Origin of the sequence: Streptomyces sp. NPDC056161, from assembly GCF_042268025.1 — a bacterium.
Taxonomy (GTDB): domain Bacteria; phylum Actinomycetota; class Actinomycetes; order Streptomycetales; family Streptomycetaceae; genus Streptomyces.
Window position 1 is genome coordinate 42,043 of record NZ_JBHJUV010000007.1, and the last position, 16,032, is coordinate 58,074.

Annotated in this window: 17 protein-coding genes and 7 tRNA genes; 9 read left to right on the forward strand and 15 right to left on the reverse strand. The window is 71.9% G+C overall.

The annotated features are described in order from the left end of the window. Positions 1-59 precede the first annotated feature (59 nt). The 4 genes from ACFC09_RS08700 to ACFC09_RS08715 form a co-directional block, all read right to left on the reverse strand. Positions 60-620 carry an HIT domain-containing protein gene (locus tag ACFC09_RS08700; protein WP_376525111.1) on the reverse strand — a complete coding sequence of 187 codons (561 nt, stop codon included), beginning with the start codon at positions 618-620 and terminating at the stop codon, positions 60-62. Positions 621-911: 291 nt separating this feature from the next. After that, on the reverse strand, positions 912-2,888 hold the full coding sequence (gene thrS, locus ACFC09_RS08705; protein WP_376525113.1) for a threonine--tRNA ligase: 1,977 nt from the start codon (positions 2,886-2,888) through the stop codon (positions 912-914). A gap of 121 nt (positions 2,889-3,009) precedes the next feature. After that, the gene (locus ACFC09_RS08710; protein ID WP_376525114.1) at positions 3,010-4,248 is read right to left on the reverse strand and encodes a hypothetical protein; all 1,239 of its coding nucleotides are present in this window, start codon (positions 4,246-4,248) and stop codon (positions 3,010-3,012) included. Beyond that, positions 4,245-4,811: a DUF4365 domain-containing protein gene (locus tag ACFC09_RS08715; RefSeq protein ID WP_376525116.1), complete on the reverse strand. Its 567-nt coding sequence runs from the start codon at positions 4,809-4,811 to the stop codon at positions 4,245-4,247. The genes ACFC09_RS08710 and ACFC09_RS08715 overlap by 4 nt, the downstream gene beginning before the upstream one ends. 168 nt (positions 4,812-4,979) lie before the next feature. Here ACFC09_RS08715 and ACFC09_RS08720 point away from each other — a divergent pair, with 168 nt between their 5' ends. Then, positions 4,980-5,705: a 3'-5' exonuclease gene (locus tag ACFC09_RS08720; RefSeq protein WP_376525117.1), complete on the forward strand. Its 726-nt coding sequence runs from the start codon at positions 4,980-4,982 to the stop codon at positions 5,703-5,705. 309 nt (positions 5,706-6,014) lie between these two features. Here ACFC09_RS08720 and ACFC09_RS08725 read toward each other — a convergent pair. The 4 genes from ACFC09_RS08725 to ACFC09_RS08740 form a co-directional block, all read right to left on the reverse strand. After that, positions 6,015-6,086: transfer RNA gene (locus ACFC09_RS08725), tRNA-Val, on the reverse strand. Positions 6,087-6,125: 39 nt separating this feature from the next. Next, positions 6,126-6,572, reverse strand: a complete 447-nt coding sequence (locus ACFC09_RS08730; protein WP_376525119.1) for an SRPBCC family protein — start codon at positions 6,570-6,572, stop codon at positions 6,126-6,128. A gap of 638 nt (positions 6,573-7,210) precedes the next feature. Then, positions 7,211-7,282 (reverse strand) — tRNA-Val (locus tag ACFC09_RS08735). A 90-nt stretch (positions 7,283-7,372) separates the two neighbouring features. Then, positions 7,373-7,837 carry a TIGR02611 family protein gene (locus ACFC09_RS08740; RefSeq protein ID WP_376525120.1) on the reverse strand — a complete coding sequence of 155 codons (465 nt, stop codon included), beginning with the start codon at positions 7,835-7,837 and terminating at the stop codon, positions 7,373-7,375. Between the two features lie 190 nt (positions 7,838-8,027). On the opposite strand from ACFC09_RS08740, the gene ACFC09_RS08745 reads away from it, so the two are divergent. Together ACFC09_RS08745 and ACFC09_RS08750 are read left to right on the forward strand one after the other, a co-directional pair. Continuing rightward, on the forward strand, positions 8,028-8,441 hold the full coding sequence (locus ACFC09_RS08745; RefSeq protein ID WP_004002642.1) for an SsgA family sporulation/cell division regulator: 414 nt from the start codon (positions 8,028-8,030) through the stop codon (positions 8,439-8,441). A 258-nt stretch (positions 8,442-8,699) separates the two neighbouring features. After that, positions 8,700-9,260 (forward strand): CGNR zinc finger domain-containing protein, encoded by a 561-nt coding sequence (locus ACFC09_RS08750; RefSeq protein ID WP_376525122.1) that lies wholly within the window; start codon positions 8,700-8,702, stop codon positions 9,258-9,260. Between the two features lie 65 nt (positions 9,261-9,325). Here ACFC09_RS08750 and ACFC09_RS08755 read toward each other — a convergent pair whose 3' ends face one another. Both ACFC09_RS08755 and ACFC09_RS08760 read right to left on the reverse strand, forming a co-directional pair. Continuing rightward, positions 9,326-9,478, reverse strand: a complete 153-nt coding sequence (locus ACFC09_RS08755) for a hypothetical protein (RefSeq protein ID WP_167414194.1) — start codon at positions 9,476-9,478, stop codon at positions 9,326-9,328. Between the two features lie 200 nt (positions 9,479-9,678). Continuing rightward, entirely contained in the window at positions 9,679-10,134 is a 456-nt protein-coding gene (locus ACFC09_RS08760) for a hypothetical protein (RefSeq protein WP_376525369.1), read from the reverse strand. A 201-nt stretch (positions 10,135-10,335) separates the two neighbouring features. Here ACFC09_RS08760 and ACFC09_RS08765 point away from each other — a divergent pair, with 201 nt between their 5' ends. Beyond that, positions 10,336-10,863, forward strand: coding sequence for a DsbA family protein (locus ACFC09_RS08765; RefSeq protein ID WP_376525124.1), 528 nt, complete (start codon positions 10,336-10,338; stop codon positions 10,861-10,863). 64 nt (positions 10,864-10,927) lie between these two features. On the opposite strand, the gene ACFC09_RS08770 is transcribed toward ACFC09_RS08765, so the two are convergent. The 3 genes from ACFC09_RS08770 to ACFC09_RS08780 all read right to left on the reverse strand — a co-directional run bounded on the left by ACFC09_RS08770 (position 10,928) and on the right by ACFC09_RS08780 (position 13,731). Next, positions 10,928-11,752, reverse strand: a complete 825-nt coding sequence (locus tag ACFC09_RS08770; protein ID WP_376525125.1) for a GNAT family N-acetyltransferase — start codon at positions 11,750-11,752, stop codon at positions 10,928-10,930. Between the two features lie 106 nt (positions 11,753-11,858). Continuing rightward, on the reverse strand, positions 11,859-12,680 hold the full coding sequence (locus tag ACFC09_RS08775) for an aminotransferase class IV (RefSeq protein WP_376525127.1): 822 nt from the start codon (positions 12,678-12,680) through the stop codon (positions 11,859-11,861). Between the two features lies 1 nt (position 12,681). Continuing rightward, a complete protein-coding gene (locus tag ACFC09_RS08780; RefSeq protein WP_376525128.1) occupies positions 12,682-13,731 on the reverse strand; it encodes a chorismate-binding protein in 1,050 nt (349 codons plus the stop codon). A 177-nt stretch (positions 13,732-13,908) separates the two neighbouring features. Between ACFC09_RS08780 and ACFC09_RS08785 the strand changes: the two genes are divergently transcribed. The 5 genes from ACFC09_RS08785 (at position 13,909) to ACFC09_RS08805 (ending at position 14,363) form a co-directional block, all read left to right on the forward strand. Then, positions 13,909-13,981: transfer RNA gene (locus ACFC09_RS08785), tRNA-Gly, on the forward strand. 36 nt (positions 13,982-14,017) lie between these two features. Next, positions 14,018-14,091: transfer RNA gene (locus ACFC09_RS08790), tRNA-Cys, on the forward strand. Position 14,092: 1 nt separating this feature from the next. After that, a tRNA-Val gene (locus ACFC09_RS08795) sits at positions 14,093-14,164 on the forward strand. A 21-nt stretch (positions 14,165-14,185) separates the two neighbouring features. Further along, positions 14,186-14,257: transfer RNA gene (locus ACFC09_RS08800), tRNA-Val, on the forward strand. A 34-nt stretch (positions 14,258-14,291) separates the two neighbouring features. After that, a tRNA-Val gene (locus ACFC09_RS08805) sits at positions 14,292-14,363 on the forward strand. 59 nt (positions 14,364-14,422) lie between these two features. On the opposite strand, the gene ACFC09_RS08810 is transcribed toward ACFC09_RS08805, so the two are convergent. Together ACFC09_RS08810 and ACFC09_RS08815 are read right to left on the reverse strand one after the other, a co-directional pair. Further along, positions 14,423-14,716, reverse strand: coding sequence for a zf-TFIIB domain-containing protein (locus ACFC09_RS08810; protein ID WP_376525130.1), 294 nt, complete (start codon positions 14,714-14,716; stop codon positions 14,423-14,425). A gap of 80 nt (positions 14,717-14,796) precedes the next feature. Beyond that, positions 14,797-15,768, reverse strand: a complete 972-nt coding sequence (locus tag ACFC09_RS08815; protein WP_376525131.1) for a phosphotransferase — start codon at positions 15,766-15,768, stop codon at positions 14,797-14,799. Positions 15,769-16,032 lie beyond the last annotated feature (264 nt).

A 16,032-nucleotide genomic window follows, 5' to 3' on the forward strand; every position in this document is an offset into this window, starting at 1 on the left:
CGTCGCGGTTCGCCCGCGCCCGTGGGGGCGCGGACGGACCGCAGCGGGCCCGACGGGACTCACGCGTTCGGCCAAGCCTCCGCGAGCATCTGCCGGGTGTCGGCCAGCAACTGCGGCAGCACCCTGGTGTGGCCCACCACCGGCATGAAGTTCGTGTCGCCGCCCCAGCGGGGCACGATGTGCTGGTGCAGGTGGGCGGCGATGCCGGCGCCCGCGACGGCACCCTGGTTCATGCCGATGTTGAAGCCGTGGGCGCCGGAGGCGGTGCGCAGCGCCGTCATCGCCTGCTTGGTCAGCTCGGCCAGCTCCGTGGTCTCCGGCCCGGTCAGCTCGGTGTAGTCGGCGACGTGCCGGTAGGGCACGGTCATCAAGTGACCGCCGTTGTACGGATACAGGTTGAGCACCGCGTACACGTGCTCACCGCGCCGGACGATCAGCCCGTCCTCGTCGGACTTGGCCGGGATCGCGCAGAAGGGACAGCCGTCGCCGGCCCCCGGACCGGTCGGCTTGTTCTCGCCCTGGATGTAGGCCATCCGATGAGGCGTCCACAGGCGCTGGAACGCATCCTGCGTCCCCACTCCGATCTGCTGTTCCGGCTCACTCGTCATGCTAGGCAGCATATGGCTTCGCCCGTTCGCGACGTGTCGTCGGGGCGGCCGCAACCGGGCCGCCGGGGGCACCGCGCGGAACCGCGACGCGGACCGCCTCGTGCGGGGCACCCCGCCGCCGTGTACGAGGTGCCGCCCGGTTTCCCGCGCGTGATGGACCGCGGCGGTCCGTCCCGCCAGGTCCACCGGGCCGTCCACCGGGCCCGTGATCCTGCCGCCGTGGCCCCGGGCGCCCTCGTCGCGTGGGACGACGAGCGGCCCCCGGGGAGCCGAGCCTCCCGGGGGCCGCCGCGTGGGCCGGGGTCAGACCTGGGCCCGCTCCTCCACGATCTTCACGATCTTCGCGATGGCGTCGTCGAACGGGATGCCGTTCTCCTGGGAGCCGTCGCGGTAGCGGAACGACACCGTGCCCGCGTTCATGTCCTCGTCGCCGACGATGACCATGAACGGGACCTTCTGCTTCTGCGCCGTCCTGATCTTCTTCTGCATCCGGTCCGAGGACGAGTCCACCTCGACGCGCAGACCCTTCTTCTTCGCCGCCACGGCGAATTTCTCCAGGTACTCGACGTGCGCGTCCCCGACCGGGATGCCGACCGCCTGCACCGGCGCCAGCCAGGCCGGGAAGGCGCCCGCGTAGTGTTCGAGGAGCACCGCGAAGAAACGCTCGATGGAGCCGAAGAGCGCGCGGTGGATCATGACCGGCCGCTGCTTGGAGCCGTCGGCGGCCGTGTACTCCAGGTCGAAGCGCTCCGGCAGGTTGAAGTCGAGCTGGATCGTCGACATCTGCCAGGTACGGCCGATCGCGTCCTTGGTCTGGACGGAGATCTTCGGACCGTAGAACGCGGCACCGCCCGGGTCGGGCACGAGCGGAAGGCCCTGCTTCTCGGCGACCTGGCGCAGCGTCTCGGTCGCCTCCTCCCATGCGTCGTCGGAGCCGACGAACTTCTCCGGGTCCTTGGTGGACAGCTCCAGGTAGAAGTCGGTCAGGCCGTAGTCGCGCAGCAGGCCCAGTACGAAGGTGAGCGTCTTGTCGAGTTCGTGCGACATCTGCTCGCGGGTGCAGTAGATGTGCGCGTCGTCCTGGGTGAAGCCGCGCGCGCGTGTGAGCCCGTGCACGACGCCCGACTTCTCGTACCGGTACACGGTCCCGAACTCGAACAGCCGCAGCGGCAGTTCACGGTAGGAACGCCCGCGCGCGTCGAAGATCAGGTTGTGCATCGGGCAGTTCATGGGCTTCAGGTAGTAGTCCACGCCCTCGTCGAGCTGCATGGGCGGGTACATGCCGTCGGCGTACCAGTCCAGGTGGCCGGACGTCTCGAAGAGTTTCCCCTTGGTCGCGTGCGGGGTGTAGACGAACTCGTAGCCCTCCTCCTCGTGGCGGCGGCGCGAGTAGTCCTCCATGACCCGGCGCACGATGCCGCCCTTGGGGTGGAAGACCGCGAGGCCGGAGCCGATCTGCTCGGGGATGGAGAACAGGTCGAGTTCGCTGCCCAGCTTGCGGTGGTCGCGCTTCTCGGCCTCGACGAGGAAGTCGAGGTACGCCTTCAGCTCGTCCTTGGACGGCCAGGCGGTGCCGTAGATGCGCTGGAGCATGGGGTTCTTCTCGCTGCCGCGCCAGTAGGCGGCCGCGTTGCGCATCAGCTTGAACGCCGGGATGTTCCGGGTGGAGGGCAGGTGGGGACCGCGGCAGAGGTCCTTCCAGCACAGTTCGCCGGTCTTGGCGTCCAGGTTGTCGTAGATCGTCAGCTCGCCGGCGCCGACCTCGACGTCCGCGCCGTCGTCGGCGGACGCCGACCCCTTGAGGCCGATCAGCTCCAGCTTGTACGGCTCGGCGGCCAGCTCCTCGCGGGCGGCCTCGTCGGTCACGGCACGGCGGGCGAACTTCTGCCCCCGCTTCTGGATCTCCTGCATCTTCTTCTCGATGGCCTTGAGATCCTCGGGGGTGAACGGCTTCTCGACGTCGAAGTCGTAGTAGAAGCCGTCCTTGACCGGCGGCCCGATGCCCAGCTTGGCGTCCGGGAACAGCTCCTGCACGGCCTGCGCCATCACGTGCGCGGTGGAGTGGCGCAGGATGTTCAGGCCGTCCTCGGAGGAGATCTCGACGCCCTCGACGGTCTCGCCGTCCTCGACCTCGTAGGCGAGGTCCTTCAGCTCACCGGCCACCCGGGCGGCGATGACGGAGCGCTCGCCGGCGAAGATCTCGGCGGCCGTAGTGCCCGTCGTCACCGTGCGCTCTTCCCGCCCGGAATCGCGTTGGATGATCACACGGACGTCTGACACCGGTCTCTCCTGACTGCAGGTGGATGCGGGCGCCGTACCAGGAGCGCGCGCAATAGGGGATCGTACCGACCCGGGCCCGCCGACGGCCAAACGGTGGCCCTCCGTGAGGGCCCGCCCGCGGTCAGTCGCAGTCGTCCCCGCTGCACGCCTCCTCGAAGAAGTCGAGGTTGTCCTGGAGGGACTTCAGCAGCCGGTCCCGCTCGGCATCGTCGACCTGCACCGGTACGACCCCGAAGGCGCCGGACAGGCGGCGGAATCCGCCCCGGCTCTCCAGTCGGCCGTGCACCCGCACGGGCAGCCCGACGAGATGCGCGTGCCCGGCGATGCGGTAGTCCTCCTCGTCCAGGGTGACCCGGACCTGCGGCACCTCGGCACCGGCGATCACCCGCAGCCGTACGGTACCCGGGCCGCGCGTGCCCGAGCGGCGCATCCGGATCACGGTGCCGGTGACGCGGACCGGGACGGAGGGTTCCGCGCGCAGGTAGCGGGCGCCGGCCTCGCGCAGCACGGGCAGGTCGCCGGGCGAGAACTCGACGGGTTCGCCGGTCACCGCGCAGTCCTCGGGGACACCGGCGGCGGGCGCCCACGCGACGGCGACGCGGGCTCCTTCGGTGCCGCGCACGAGGGTGATCAGCGCCTCGGTCAGTTCGCGGCTGACGCCGGCTTCGACGGCCGCGTCGAAGGCGTCCATGCCGTCGGTGGCCCGCTGGTAGTCGATCGCCTCACGGGCGGCGTGCAGGGCCTGGTGGAGGCGTACGGCGAGGGGGCGTGCGGTGTCCACCGGGACGAAGGCGGTGAGGCCGCCGTCGGCGGCCGGTCCGACGAGGACGTTCTCCAGCATGGCGGCGGCGGACCGGCGGTGCCGGGCGCCGTGGTAGCCCGCGCGGCCACGGTCGGCGAGCGCGCCCGCGAGCAGCATCTGCCGGGCGGCGGTGCGCAGTTGTTCCTCGGACGTCCAGGTCGCGGCGGGCGCCGGGCCGCTCGGCACGCCCCGCCACCAGTGGATCTCGTCGCTGGGCACGGCGAGTCCGACCAGCACCTCGCGCGCGGCGGGCGTGCCGCTGCGGGAGAGCGCGTCGAGGGCTTCGCCGAGCAGGTCGTCGCTGTCGGGGAAGGCGCGGTTCTCGGGCACGAGCAGGCTGGTGCCGCCGCCGCTGGGGCCGGGCGGGGTCCAGCGCCCGTACCGGCCGGGGGCGCCGCCGCGGCGCTGCCAGCCGTGCCGGTGCAGCAGGGCGCTGAGCACCGCGGGGTCGACCGCGGCGGGGTCGAGCCCGGCGGGCTCGGGTGCGGGGTTCCCGTACGCGTCGACGGGGTGCGGTCCGACCTCCCGCAGGGGCTCGTCGGGCGGACGACGCCTCATGGTCTGCCTCCCGTCCCGACCCGCGTCATGATCTCGCACAGCGCCCGGTCGTCGAAGATCCGCGTGGTCGGTATGCGCACGGTGGTCCGGTGGCGGCCGGTGACGGGCTGCCCGGCCAGGTTCACCCAGTAACAGCAGTGCCTGAGGTCGAGCCGGTCGTGGCTGGCGCGCAGCCAGTCGCCCTGGGATCGCGGGACGAGCATCACGACCAGGATCTTGTGCACCGAGACCGGCGTCCGGGCGAGCTTTCTCAGATGGTCGTTGTCGAGGGTGAAGGAGAAGAAGCGGCCCGGTGGGTTGGGCGCGATCTGGTAGGTGCATTTGAGCTGCACCTTGATGGTCACTTCGTCGTCGACGGTGTGTCCGGGCGCGCTGTGGCTGACGTGCCAGTCGATGCCGTTGTCCGGGAACGGCTGGGACAGTGAGCAGCCCGCGGCGGCGGCGACCGCGTGCAGATAGCCGACCTGCAGTGTCTCCATGCAGGCGGTGGTGGCGAGTGTGCCGCGATGGGGGCCCGTGCGTTCGGGGAGCAGCCCGCCCCGCTCGGGCTGCGCTATCGCCATGACCAACAGCCTTCCAAGCCGGATGTTTTCCCTCGACGGGCCGCTGAACTGCAAAGACCCGTACTCCTGTTGTGTCCTTCCGGCGTACGGCGCAAACAGCCCGGGTATCACCAAACGGGCAGAAGACGGATCGTCATCTGCCGTGGGTGAACGAGGAGTTGTGTAGGTATGACGTGCTGGTACGAGGGACCCCTGGCCGCCTTCGACACGGAGACCACGGGCGTGGACGTGGAGACCGACCGGATCGTGTCGGCCTCCGTCGTCGTCCAGGACGCGCCGGGCACCCGCCCCCGGGTGACCCGCTGGCTGGTGAATCCGGGCGTACCGGTGCCCCAGGCGGCGACGGCGGTGCACGGGCTGACGGAGGAGCACCTGCACCGCAACGGCCGCTGGCCGGCGCCGGTGATGTTCGAGATAGCCGAGGAGCTGGCGGGGCACGCGGCGATGCGCCGGCCCCTGGTGGTGATGAACGCGCCGTTCGATCTGACCCTGCTGGACCGGGAGTTGCGCCGCCATCGGGCGTCGTCGCTGGACCGCTGGTTCGAGTCGGCGCCGCTGCTGGTCCTGGATCCGCGGGTACTGGACAAGCATCTGGACCGCTATCGCAAGGGCCGCCGGACGCTGACGGACCTGTGTGCGCACTACGACGTGACGCTGGAGGGTGCGCACGACGCCGCCGCGGACGCGCTGGCCGCGCTGAACGTCGTACGGGCGGTGGGCCGGCGCTTCGCGACCCGTCTCGAACGCCTCTCCCCCGCCGAGCTGCACACCTTGCAGACGACGTGGCACGCGGCACAGGCGCGGGGTCTGCAGGCGTGGTTCGCACGCAGCGGCTCCGACGAGGCGGTGAGCACGGACTGGCCGCTGCGTCCGGAACTGCCCACGGCCGCGTGAGAGCGTGGGGCCGCCGCGACCGGCGCCCCGTAGGACACCCGGACCCGCCGTCTCCCCCATGGACGCCGCCGAGCCCCAGCAGGTGGCGCCGCCACCGCAACCGCCGCCGGGGCCCGCGGAACCGACGACCGGCACCCGGATCCGGCGCCGTCCAGCACCCGGACCCGCGCCGTCGCGCGGAGGCCGCCTCCCCGCCTTCGCTTTCGCCTGCCTCCCGCACCGCTCATGAGGTGCCGAGCCGCACCGAGCACGATGACCGGCCGCGAACGCGAAAAAGCCGGTCCGCGTGTGCGGACCGGCATCTCCCGGTGGGCGATACTGGGTTCGAACCAGTGACCTCTTCGGTGTGAACGAAGCGCTCTTCCACTGAGCTAATCGCCCGGGAACGCACTGAACAATACAGGTCCCGGCGGGTTCCGTTCAAACCGCTCTCAGGTGTGCGAGCAGTCCCCGCCGTCCCGCCCGCATCATCAGCCGGTGGTTGGCACGGAAGAACGGCCGCCCGGGGACCGCCAGTCGGCGCAGCAGCGGCTTGGTGACGTCGACGGCCTGGTCGTAGCGGGCCAGGGTGCCGGTCCCGGCGGCGGTGACCGTCCAGCGGGCCCAGCCCTCGATGTCGCCGGTCATCGCGATCTCCAGCACACCGGCCGCCGGATCGCGCCGCGCCGCGTGCACCGTGAACGTCATGTCGTACGGCAGGACCGAGCGGATGGTGATGACGCCGGTGGTGTCGTTCAGCCGGCTCACCGTGCGCACCTGGGGCCACCAGCGGGGGTAGTCCTCGGCCCGCTCCAGCGCGGCGTAGACGACGGCGGGCGGCGCGGGCAGGGGCCACAGGCTGCGGAAGCGGTAGTGGGTCCAGTCCATGGGCGGAGTCTGCCCAGGGGGTTCGTCCGAGTACCCGTACTCATGCCGCGTGGAGTGATCTGGACCACACTCGTGGGTACGAGCGCCGCCGCTCGTGCGACGGCGCTCCCCTCTCCTCCGTCTCCCGCGCCCGGCCCTCCCGGGTTCCCGGCGGCCGTCGCAGGTGACCCGGACTCAGTTCACCTGTCCGCTCTCACCACTTGGAGAGACGAGGGAAAATCTCTCTTGTCGTACTTCCGGAGAACTCGGACGGTATTCCAGAAATCATCCGGAGGATTTCCGTCCATGGCGGATGCGCGAGACTCCTCCCGGAATCTTTGGAACGTCCGGAAGTCGGCCTTGACCGGATCTTCGGGTGTTTCTCCGCGAAGCGCGCGATGCTCCGGCCGGTCTTACCGGCCGCTCCCCGCCGACCGTCCGGGAGTAACGGAACGTGACCGCTCCGTTCCGGTCCCGCTCGGCCCGCTTTCTGGCGGCGTCCTCGCCGATCGCCCGGGGCGGATCCAGCAAGCCCTTGCCGGAACGGGCGCCGGCGGACACCCGGCAAGCGGTCTCGGGGGGGGCGCCGCAAGCGGGTCGTCCGAGTGCGGACACGGCAGTGGCCCGCCTGCACGCTACAGACGGGCCACTGATCCGGGTGGGCGATACTGGGTTCGAACCAGTGGCCTCTTCGGTGTGAACGAAGCGCTCTCCCACTGAGCTAATCGCCCGGATGCAGGAAGAACATTACCCCATGTCAGGGAGTGCTTCCGCGCAGGACGGAGCAGCGCCGCCACCGGTCCGGGCGAGCGCCCCGCCGATCACTGGTCCTTGATCTTCCAGGGCATGACGACGCCGAACTTCCAGAGGTAGATCCCGAGCAGTACCGCCACGATCACCAGGCCGATCACCGTCAACGCGATGTTGCGGCGACGTACCCGGGGATCCAGCGCGCGCTGTGCCGCCTCGGTCACCTTGCGCTTGGTCCAGCGGAGCACGAGCTGGGCCCAGACGAACTCGGTCGCCCAGATCGCCATGCCGCCGAAGATCACCACCCAGCCGGGCCCGGGCAGCGGCAGCATGATGACGCCCGCGACCACGACCGCGAGGCCGACGACGAAGACGCCGACCTGCCAGCTCACATGCAGGGCGCGGCGCGCCTTGATGAACTGCGGCGCCCGGGACCCGAGCCCCCGCTGCTCCGGCGTCTCCGCCGACTCCGTCTCCGCCTCGTCCGGGCCGGAGACCGTGGCGGCCTCGCGCGATCCGTCACTCCCCGTATTCATACGACCAAACCCTACCCGAGTGAAACCGGTCACCGGAATGGTGGTCGCACCCTGATGATTCTCGGCCGGAAGAGGTACCTAAAGACACGCAAAACACTCAGAGGGGTTTACAACGGCATCGTAGGTGGCATGTCGATTTCGCCGACGTGCGAATCCCCGAGCGCACACTGAGCGAAAGGCCCTGGCGCTTATGAACACCACGGTCAGCTGCGAGCTGCACCTGCGCCTCGTTGTGTCGAGCGAGTCCTCCCTGCCTGTCCCCGCAGGCCTGCGGTACGACACGGCCGACCCCTACGCCGTGCACGCCACCTTCCACACCGGAGCCGAGGAAACCGTCGAGTGGGTGTTCGCCCGCGACCTCCTCGCCGAAGGGCTGCACCGGCCCACCGGCACCGGCGACGTCCGCGTCTGGCCGTCCCGCAGCCACGGCCAGGGCGTCGTGTGCATCGCCCTCAGCTCCCCGGAGGGAGAGGCACTGCTGGAGGCACCGGCGCGAGCCCTGGAGTCCTTCCTGAAGCGAACCGACGCCGCCGTGCCGCCCGGCACGGAACACCGGCACTTCGACCTGGATCAGGAGCTCTCGCACATCCTGGCGGAGAGCTAGGCCGCCCTCGAAGCAGCCCGGCGCCGTCCACTCGGGGAGACGGCTCGGGCCAAGACAACCGCATACGGCGTGGCCGTAGCCGCCACCGCGAGCTGTCGCGGAGGCGGCTTCGGTGTGCCCGCGGCCCGTCCGGCCGGGGCAGGGCCCGTACCACGGCGGGAACCGCGCCACGCGGGGAGCCGTTCTTCCGGCTGTCGGCCATTACCATCGGCCAGCATCGGCGGGCACCCGCCCGACCCTCACGCCAGGGAGCGAAACGTGCTGATCACCCACGACACCCGGTGCGCGCTCGACACCGTGGTGGATCTGGTGAACACCGTGCCGGAGGACGATGCGGCGCCGGACGGACTGCCGGACGTCGCGACGCTCACAGATTTCGTACGAAAACACAAAATCAGCGACGTCGGGGCGCTCTCCGAGTTCGATCTTTCGGCCGTGCGCAAGGTGCGCGGCCGGTTCGCGGCGATCTTCACCGCCCCCGACGCCCGGATCGCCGCCGGGATGATCAACGAACTGGTCGCGGCGGCCGGCACGACCCCGCGGCTCACGGACCACGACGACTACGACTGGCACGTGCACTACTTCGCGCCCGGCGCCTCGATGGCGGACCATCTCGCCGCCGACTGCGGGATGGCGCTGGCGTTCTTCGTGGTCGCCGGGGAGCAGGAGCGGCTGCGGCGCTGCGAGGCCCCCGACTGCCGGCACGCCTTCGTCGACCTCTCCCGCAACCGCTCACGTCGCTACTGCGACAGCCGCACCTGTGGAAACCGCTTGCACGTGGCCGCGTACCGGGCCCGGCGCAAAGAGGCGGCGGGCTGATCACCCGCGGGGTCCCGATGCCGACGCCCGCCCCGGCGGGTGGCGCCGGGACTGGCGTGTACGACTCACAGCAACAGCAGATCGTGCAGCGCAGCCATGAGGAGCAGACACCCGATCACCGCCAGGAAGATCATCAGCGGTGGCTGGGAAAGGGCGAAGAGGCACCCGCGAGGCTCGTCCTCCGGCGGCGCGGCCTCGCTCTGTGTCGTGTCCAGCATCTCGGGGCGATGATGACCCAGCTGACCTCACGTTCGCGATCAACACGCCCGAAATGTACGGGAGTTCGCTGAAATCCGCGATGTCCGGTTCGATTGGTTTCGGCGCATGATCGTTTCCGGGCGCGGTCCCGACGGACTGTGTCGTTTCCCCCGCGCGTGCCGGGATCAGGCGCCGAGGCGTGTACGCCGTGCTGCCCGGCTCATATGCCGTGCTTCTTGAGGATGGCCTCGATGTCGCTGAAGTCGTCCGAGGAGCCGGTGGCGCGCGGGGCGGTCGCGGGCGGGGCCGCGGGGCGGGTGGCCGGACCCAGCGCGGGCGCCGAGGAAGAAGAGGGAGCGGCAGTTGCCACCGGGTCGCGCTGTGCGTCCCGGGCCGCTCTCCGCTGCGCGCGGGTGCCACCGCGACGCCGCTCGACCGCGCGTGTGGTCGCGAACAGGGCCCAGGCGGCACCCAGCACGCCGAAGCCCGCCCACGCCACGGGACTGAACGCGGTGTGGGCCAGCCAGCCGACGACGCCCGTCATCACCAGCCCGACGGGGACCAGCGAATAGGCCGCGATACGGGCGGCCGCGACGAAACGCTTGCGGTAGGCCGTGACCACGGCGATACCCAGGCCGGCCGCGGAGGCGGCGGAACAGACGGTCTCGGCAATCATCCGGTCCTCCTGGCGGGCTCGGTCGGGCAGGTCGAGGCGCCGGTGCGCTTCGTCCCTTCCATCCTGCACCGTCCACTCCCCGCGATGCCATGGCCCGGCCCGAGATCAGGGACATCTCCGGGTCGCATCCTCCGCAGGTCCCGGTCGGACGCGTACCGCGCGGATTCGGCCGGGGGAGCCTCGCCTGGAAGACTGGTGCCCATGAGTGACTCCTCCCCCTCCCCCAGCGGCGCCCCCGTCCCCGTGCTCGACGTGTGGTGCGAACTCCAGTGCCCGGACTGCCGTACCGCCCTGGCCGACCTCCGTGCCCTGCGCGCCCGCTACGGCGACCGGCTGGAACTGCGGCTGCGGCACTTCCCGCTGGACAAGCACCAGCACGCCTTCGCCGCGGCGCAGGCCGCCGAGGAGGCGTTCGAGCAGGGGCAGGGCTGGGCCTATGTCGAGGCGGTCCTGGGCCGCGTCGCGGAGCTGGACCGCGAGGGAGAGCCCTTCCTGGTCCGGGTGGCCCGCGAACTCGGTCTGGACGCCGAGGAGTTCGACACCGCGCTGATCGACGGGCGGCACATCCTCGTGGTCGACGCCGACCAGGCCGAGGGCAAGGCGATCGGGGTGACCGGCACCCCGACCTACGTCATCGACGGGGAACGCCTCGACGGCGGCAAGAGCCAGGAGGGCCTGCGCGGGCGGATCGAGGAGATCGCCGACCGGCTGCTGTCGGCGCAAGCCTGACAGGAAGCCGTCCGCACGGGTCCGACCGGACGTGCGCGCCCGCGCTTCGGAGGCACCGGGCGCCTCAGAGCAGGTCCTTGTACAGCGCGTACTCCACCGGCGTGTACCCCAGCGACTCGTAGAGCCGCTCGGCGGGTGTGTTGCCCGCGAAGACGTTGAGGCCGAGGAAACGGTGGCCGGCGGCTGTCGTCTCCGCCTCGGCCAGCAGCATCAGGGCGCGGCCGTGGCCGCGGCCACGGAAGCGTTCGTCGGCCTCCACCCGGTAGACGTAGGCCCGGTCGGCGGCGACCGACAGCCACAGGGCGCCGACCCTGGTGCCTTCGTGCTCCAGGACGCTCAGCACGGTGTCCGCGGTCGCCGGGCCGTCCGGCAGCAGCCTGGCGTGGTCCCGCTCCGCCCTGGCCCGCGCCGCGTCCGCGGGCACGCCCCGGTCGATCCAGGACTGCGCGTAGCCCTTCATCGCCTGCTCGTTCCAGGGAACGAACTCGGCCTCGGTCATCGCTCTGCCCCGGCTGCCCGCGGGCAGGGCGGGCGGTACGTCGCCGAGCGGCTTGCGCATACGGCGACTGCGCTGGACGTAGCCGAGCGCCGTGGCCAGCCGCAACGCGGCTCCGGCCGCCGCGGGCACCGCGATCTCCACGCGCGCGCAGCCCCAGCCGCGGGCGATCTCCTCTGCGGCGAGGGCGGCCACCGCGCCCCGGCCCCGGCCGCGGTCCGGTACGTCGATGCCGAGGTCCGTGATCCGCGCGACGGCCGGCCCGAAGTCCTGGTCCGTGGCGAGGTGCACCGCACCGACCGGGCGGCCGTTGACATATACGCGGAAATGCCGGGACAGTGCCCCGCCCGCGGCGCGCTGAAGCGGCTCGGTCGGCCGCAAGGTCGTGGTCATCACCGCTTTCTACCCCGTGCGGAGATCCATGACAGCCCATTTTCCGCAGCGCTCGCTGATCGGGCAGCTCCCACGGACCGGGACCCGCTCACGGACCGGGCCGCGCTCACGGGTCGAGGTCGGCCGCGGACCGCTCGGCGAAGATCCGCATGGCCTTCGCGGTCACCGGGCCCGGCGCGCCGGGCAGTTCACGGCCGTCGACCCGGTGCACGGCCTGGACGTCGCGCAGGGTGGAGGTGAGGAAGACCTCGTCGGCGCGCTCCAGCACGTCCAGCGGCAGATCCGTCTCACGGGCTCCGGTCCATTCGACGGTCAGCGCGCGGGTGACGCCGGCCAGGCAGCCGGAGGCGAGCGGCGGGGTGTGGATCTCGCCGTCGAGCACGACGAAGACGTTCGAACCCGTGCCCTCGCAGAGCCGGCCGGCCGTGTTGCCGAACAGCGCCTCCGAGGCACCCTGTGCGCGGGCACGGGCGAGGGCGACGACGTTCTCCGCGTACGAGGTGGTCTTCAGACCGGTGAGGGCGCTTCGCTCGTTGCGGGTCCAGGGGACGGTGACGGCCGCGGTGGAGTCGGGGCGCGGGGTGGTCTCGCCCAGCGCGACCACGAGGGTCGGGCCCTGCTCGCCGCGGTCGGAGCCGAGCGGTCCCTGGCCGCCGGTGTAGGTGATGCGCAGCCGGCCGAGCGGCATCGGGTCGGCCGCCAGCACGGCCGCGCAGGCCCGCCGTACCTCGTCGAGGTCGGGTTCGGGCAGGCCGAGGCCGCGCGCGGAGCGGGCCAGCCGGTCCAGGTGGCGGGTGAGCGCGAACGGCCGGCCGGTCGCGGCCCGCACCGTCTCGAAGACACCGTCGCCCACGGTCAGCCCGTGGTCCAGGACGGAGACCCGTGCGGACTCGATGTCCCGCAGGCCGCCGTCGAGCCAGATCCTCACCTCAGGATTCCTCCCTGCTCGCGTCGTACGTCCCCGACGCTATCGCGAGCAGCCGGGCCGCCTTCAGCTCGGTCTCCCGCCACTCCCGCTCCGGGTCGGAGCCCCAGGTGATGCCGGCGCCGGTGCCGAAGCGGAGCGTCGCCCCGGCCGCGGCGGACCGGTCGAGCCAGAAGGTGCGGATGCCCACGGCCAGCTCGCCGGTGCCCCGGTCCGCGTCGACCCAGCCGATGGCGCCGCAGTACGGTCCCCGGGGTGCCGTCTCCAGCGCCTCGATGATCCGCAGGGCGCTCGGCTTGGGGGCGCCGGTGACCGAGCCGGGCGGGAACGCGGCGGCCAGCAGCCGCGGCCAGCCGGCACCGGCGCGCAGTTCGCCGCGGACCGTGGACACCAGGTGGACGAGGCCGGGGTGCTTCTCCACGGTGCACAGTTCGGGGACGGTCACGCTGCCGGTGGCACAGACCCGCCCGAGGTCGTTGCGGACCAGGTCCACGATCATCACGTTCTCGGCGCGGTCCTTGTCCAGGAGGTCGGCCTCGGTGCGCCCGGTCCCCTTGATCGGACCGGACTCGACGACCGTGCCGTCGCGGCGCAGGAACAGCTCGGGCGAGGCGGTGGCGATCTCGACGCCGTGACCGGGCAGGCGAATCGTTCCGGCGTACGGCGCCGGGTTGCCGCGGGCGAGCAGCGCGGTCAGGGCGTCGACGTCGGCGCCCGGGGCGACGGGCGCGGACAGCACCCGGCAGAGGTTGGCCTGGTAGACCTCGCCGGCCGCGATGTGCTCACGGATCCGGACGACGGCCGCCGTGTACGCGGCGCGGTCCAGGGACGACGTCCAGTCCTGCGGCCCCGGTCCCCGCCACCGGCCCGGCACCGGGGCCGGTACGGGCTCCGTGTGGACATCCGCGAAGCGGGCACAGGTCAGGCGGCCCTCGTAGTCCGCGCAGACGGCCCAGAAACCCGTGGAGTCCAGGGCCGCCGGGTCGTCGGTGACGTCGAGGAGGCCGCTTGCGACGCGGCCGCCGAACCGGGCCAGAGGAGGCAGATGGGACACGCCGCCGAGTCTAGGGCGCGTGTCCTCGGGGTGACCCGGGCCTGTCCCGCGGGTGCCCTGACCATGCCGTTCGCCGGGCACAGGGCAGCACGCTGCGCAAACGCGTTTTTGTGCTGGCCCCGGAATCCGCTAGAGTTCAACACGTCGCCGGGACGCTGATGCCGACCGAAACGACAAGCGGACGTAGCTCAGTTGGTAGAGCGCAACCTTGCCAAGGTTGAGGTCGCGAGTTCGAGCCTCGTCGTCCGCTCGAAGGAGCAGGGGACTTCGGGCCCTCTGCGCTCCTGGTGGAGTGGCCGAGAGGCGAGGCAACGGCCTGCAAAGCCGTCTACACGGGTTCAAATCCCGTCTCCACCTCCATGGACGATTAGCTCAGCGGGAGAGCGCTTCCCTGACACGGAAGAGGTCACTGGTTCAATCCCAGTATCGTCCACTGGATCCGCGAGGATCCCCCGCGCGATTAGCTCAGCGGGAGAGCGCTTCCCTGACACGGAAGAGGTCACTGGTTCAATCCCAGTATCGCGCACGCACCGTCCGTGATCCCCGGGTCACGGCCTTGAGGACGATTAGCTCAGCGGGAGAGCGCTTCCCTGACACGGAAGAGGTCACTGGTTCAATCCCAGTATCGTCCACACACCAAAGCCCCCGGCCGTCTCGTACGGCCGGGGGCTTCTTCGTGGTCCCGGCCGCCTCAGCTGGAGAACAGCATGTGGGCGAAGCCCTTGCTGCGGTGGTGGCCGTAGTGACCGCCGTGGCCGCCGTGGTGGCCGCCCGGAGCGCCCCAGGCGGGAGCGGGCGGGGCGGGGTACGCCTGCGGGGCGGGCGGAGGCGGCGGGGCCGGCTGGGACCACTGCGCCTCCATACGGGTCAGCGCCTCCAGCTCGCCGTAGTCGAGGAAGATGCCCCGGCAGCCGCTGCACTGCTCGATCTGGACGCCATTGCGGTTGTAGGTGTGCATCGGCGCATGGCACTTCGGACACTGCATGGTCGGCTCAACTCCTCGCCGGTCGGACCTGCTTCGCGGTACGCCAGGACAGACTCCGCCCGGCCCCGCTCGGTTGCAGCCTACTTCGGGATTCCGGGCGTCAACTCCGCAGGTGCGCAATCCATTCGGGCACAGGCGTCGACGAGTGCCCGCTCCACCTCGTCCAGCGGGCGGTCCGCGGCCAGCGCCTTGGTGATCGCCCGAGCGGCGGTCTGCACGGTGAGGGCGCGGGCAGGGACGTCCAGGGCGGGCCAGGGGTCCGCCCCGGCGGGGACGGCGGGCCCGCCCGCGGCGTGGTAGGCGCTCAGGAAGCGGGTCCACTCGTCGGGGGCGAGGAGCCCGCAGGCGTACCAGGCCGCGGGGCGTGCGAGATCCCAGGCCGGGACACCCACCCCCAGGTCGTCCACGTCTATGAGCCGCCATGGGCCGTCCGGCGCGGGGTACCGCACCAGCTGGCCGAGATGCAGGTCACCGTGGCAGAGGAACGCGGGGCCTGGCATGGGGGCGGCGCCACGCGCCCAGGCGGGCAGGGCGGCCCAGGCCCGCAGGACCGGGGGTGCGGCAGCACTGTCGGCGGTGGTGAGGGCGGTGCGCAGGCGGGTGATCGCGCCGGCTGCCTTGCGCGGTCCGCGCATCGGCGGTGGTGCGGGGGCCGGGCACGGGGGCGCGGGGGCGGCGGGCGCCGGGGTCCGGTGGAGACGGGCGAGGAGGGCGCCGGCCGCCTCCCACGGCGCGGCGTCCGGGGTGTCCGGGTCCACCGGAGTGCCGTACGGCCAGAGGGTGGCGAGGCGGTCGCCGAGCGTGGTCGGTGCCGTACCGAGGGGTGGGACGAAGACGTCGGGGAGGCGGGCGGCGGTGGCCAGCCGGAAGGCCAGTCCGGCCGGGTCGGTGTCGGGGGCGTGGGCCTTCGCCACCACGCCCGCGTGCCGCAGGACGGTGGCGTCGGGGCGCTCGGCGAGCGTGACGGCCGCTCCGCAGACGCACGGCGTTCCGCCCGGGTGGGCGGCTTCCCTGAGCCTCGCGGCCAACTGCGGCCGGACGGGTGCGGTCACGAGGGTTCCTGTGGACGGGTGGCCATTGCGGTGAGCCTACGCGGGCCGTCGGGGCGGAACAGGCCGTATCCCGGCGTCGGGTCCGGGGCTCGGGGCGGGGCGGCCCGGGAGCACGAGCAGGCTCGCGGGAGCACGACCGGGCAGGGGCCGGGTTTCGGCTCGGCGGGCGAGGCGCGGGCCGTCGGGTGTACGGGGAAAAGCAATGCCGGCGCAGCTCCCCAGCTGCGCCGGCATTTGTGCCGTCCGCCGCACCCCCGTCCCCAC

What these genes read in the sequence shown, in the direction of transcription:
- ACFC09_RS08720 (WP_376525117.1), top strand. Translation starts at nt 4,980, where the DNA reads ATGACGTGCTGGTACGAGGGACCCCTGGCCGCCTTCGACACGGAGACC.
- ACFC09_RS08740 (WP_376525120.1), bottom strand. Translation starts at nt 7,837, where the DNA reads ATGAATACGGGGAGTGACGGATCGCGCGAGGCCGCCACGGTCTCCGGC.
- ACFC09_RS08710 (WP_376525114.1), bottom strand. Translation starts at nt 4,248, where the DNA reads ATGAGGCGTCGTCCGCCCGACGAGCCCCTGCGGGAGGTCGGACCGCAC.
- ACFC09_RS08765 (WP_376525124.1), top strand. Translation starts at nt 10,336, where the DNA reads ATGAGTGACTCCTCCCCCTCCCCCAGCGGCGCCCCCGTCCCCGTGCTC.
- ACFC09_RS08760 (WP_376525369.1), bottom strand. Translation starts at nt 10,134, where the DNA reads ATGATTGCCGAGACCGTCTGTTCCGCCGCCTCCGCGGCCGGCCTGGGT.
- ACFC09_RS08700 (WP_376525111.1), bottom strand. Translation starts at nt 620, where the DNA reads ATGCTGCCTAGCATGACGAGTGAGCCGGAACAGCAGATCGGAGTGGGG.
- ACFC09_RS08770 (WP_376525125.1), bottom strand. Translation starts at nt 11,752, where the DNA reads ATGACCACGACCTTGCGGCCGACCGAGCCGCTTCAGCGCGCCGCGGGC.
- ACFC09_RS08730 (WP_376525119.1), bottom strand. Translation starts at nt 6,572, where the DNA reads ATGGACTGGACCCACTACCGCTTCCGCAGCCTGTGGCCCCTGCCCGCG.
- ACFC09_RS08755 (WP_167414194.1), bottom strand. Translation starts at nt 9,478, where the DNA reads ATGCTGGACACGACACAGAGCGAGGCCGCGCCGCCGGAGGACGAGCCT.
- ACFC09_RS08745 (WP_004002642.1), top strand. Translation starts at nt 8,028, where the DNA reads ATGAACACCACGGTCAGCTGCGAGCTGCACCTGCGCCTCGTTGTGTCG.
- ACFC09_RS08810 (WP_376525130.1), bottom strand. Translation starts at nt 14,716, where the DNA reads ATGCAGTGTCCGAAGTGCCATGCGCCGATGCACACCTACAACCGCAAT.
- ACFC09_RS08715 (WP_376525116.1), bottom strand. Translation starts at nt 4,811, where the DNA reads ATGGCGATAGCGCAGCCCGAGCGGGGCGGGCTGCTCCCCGAACGCACG.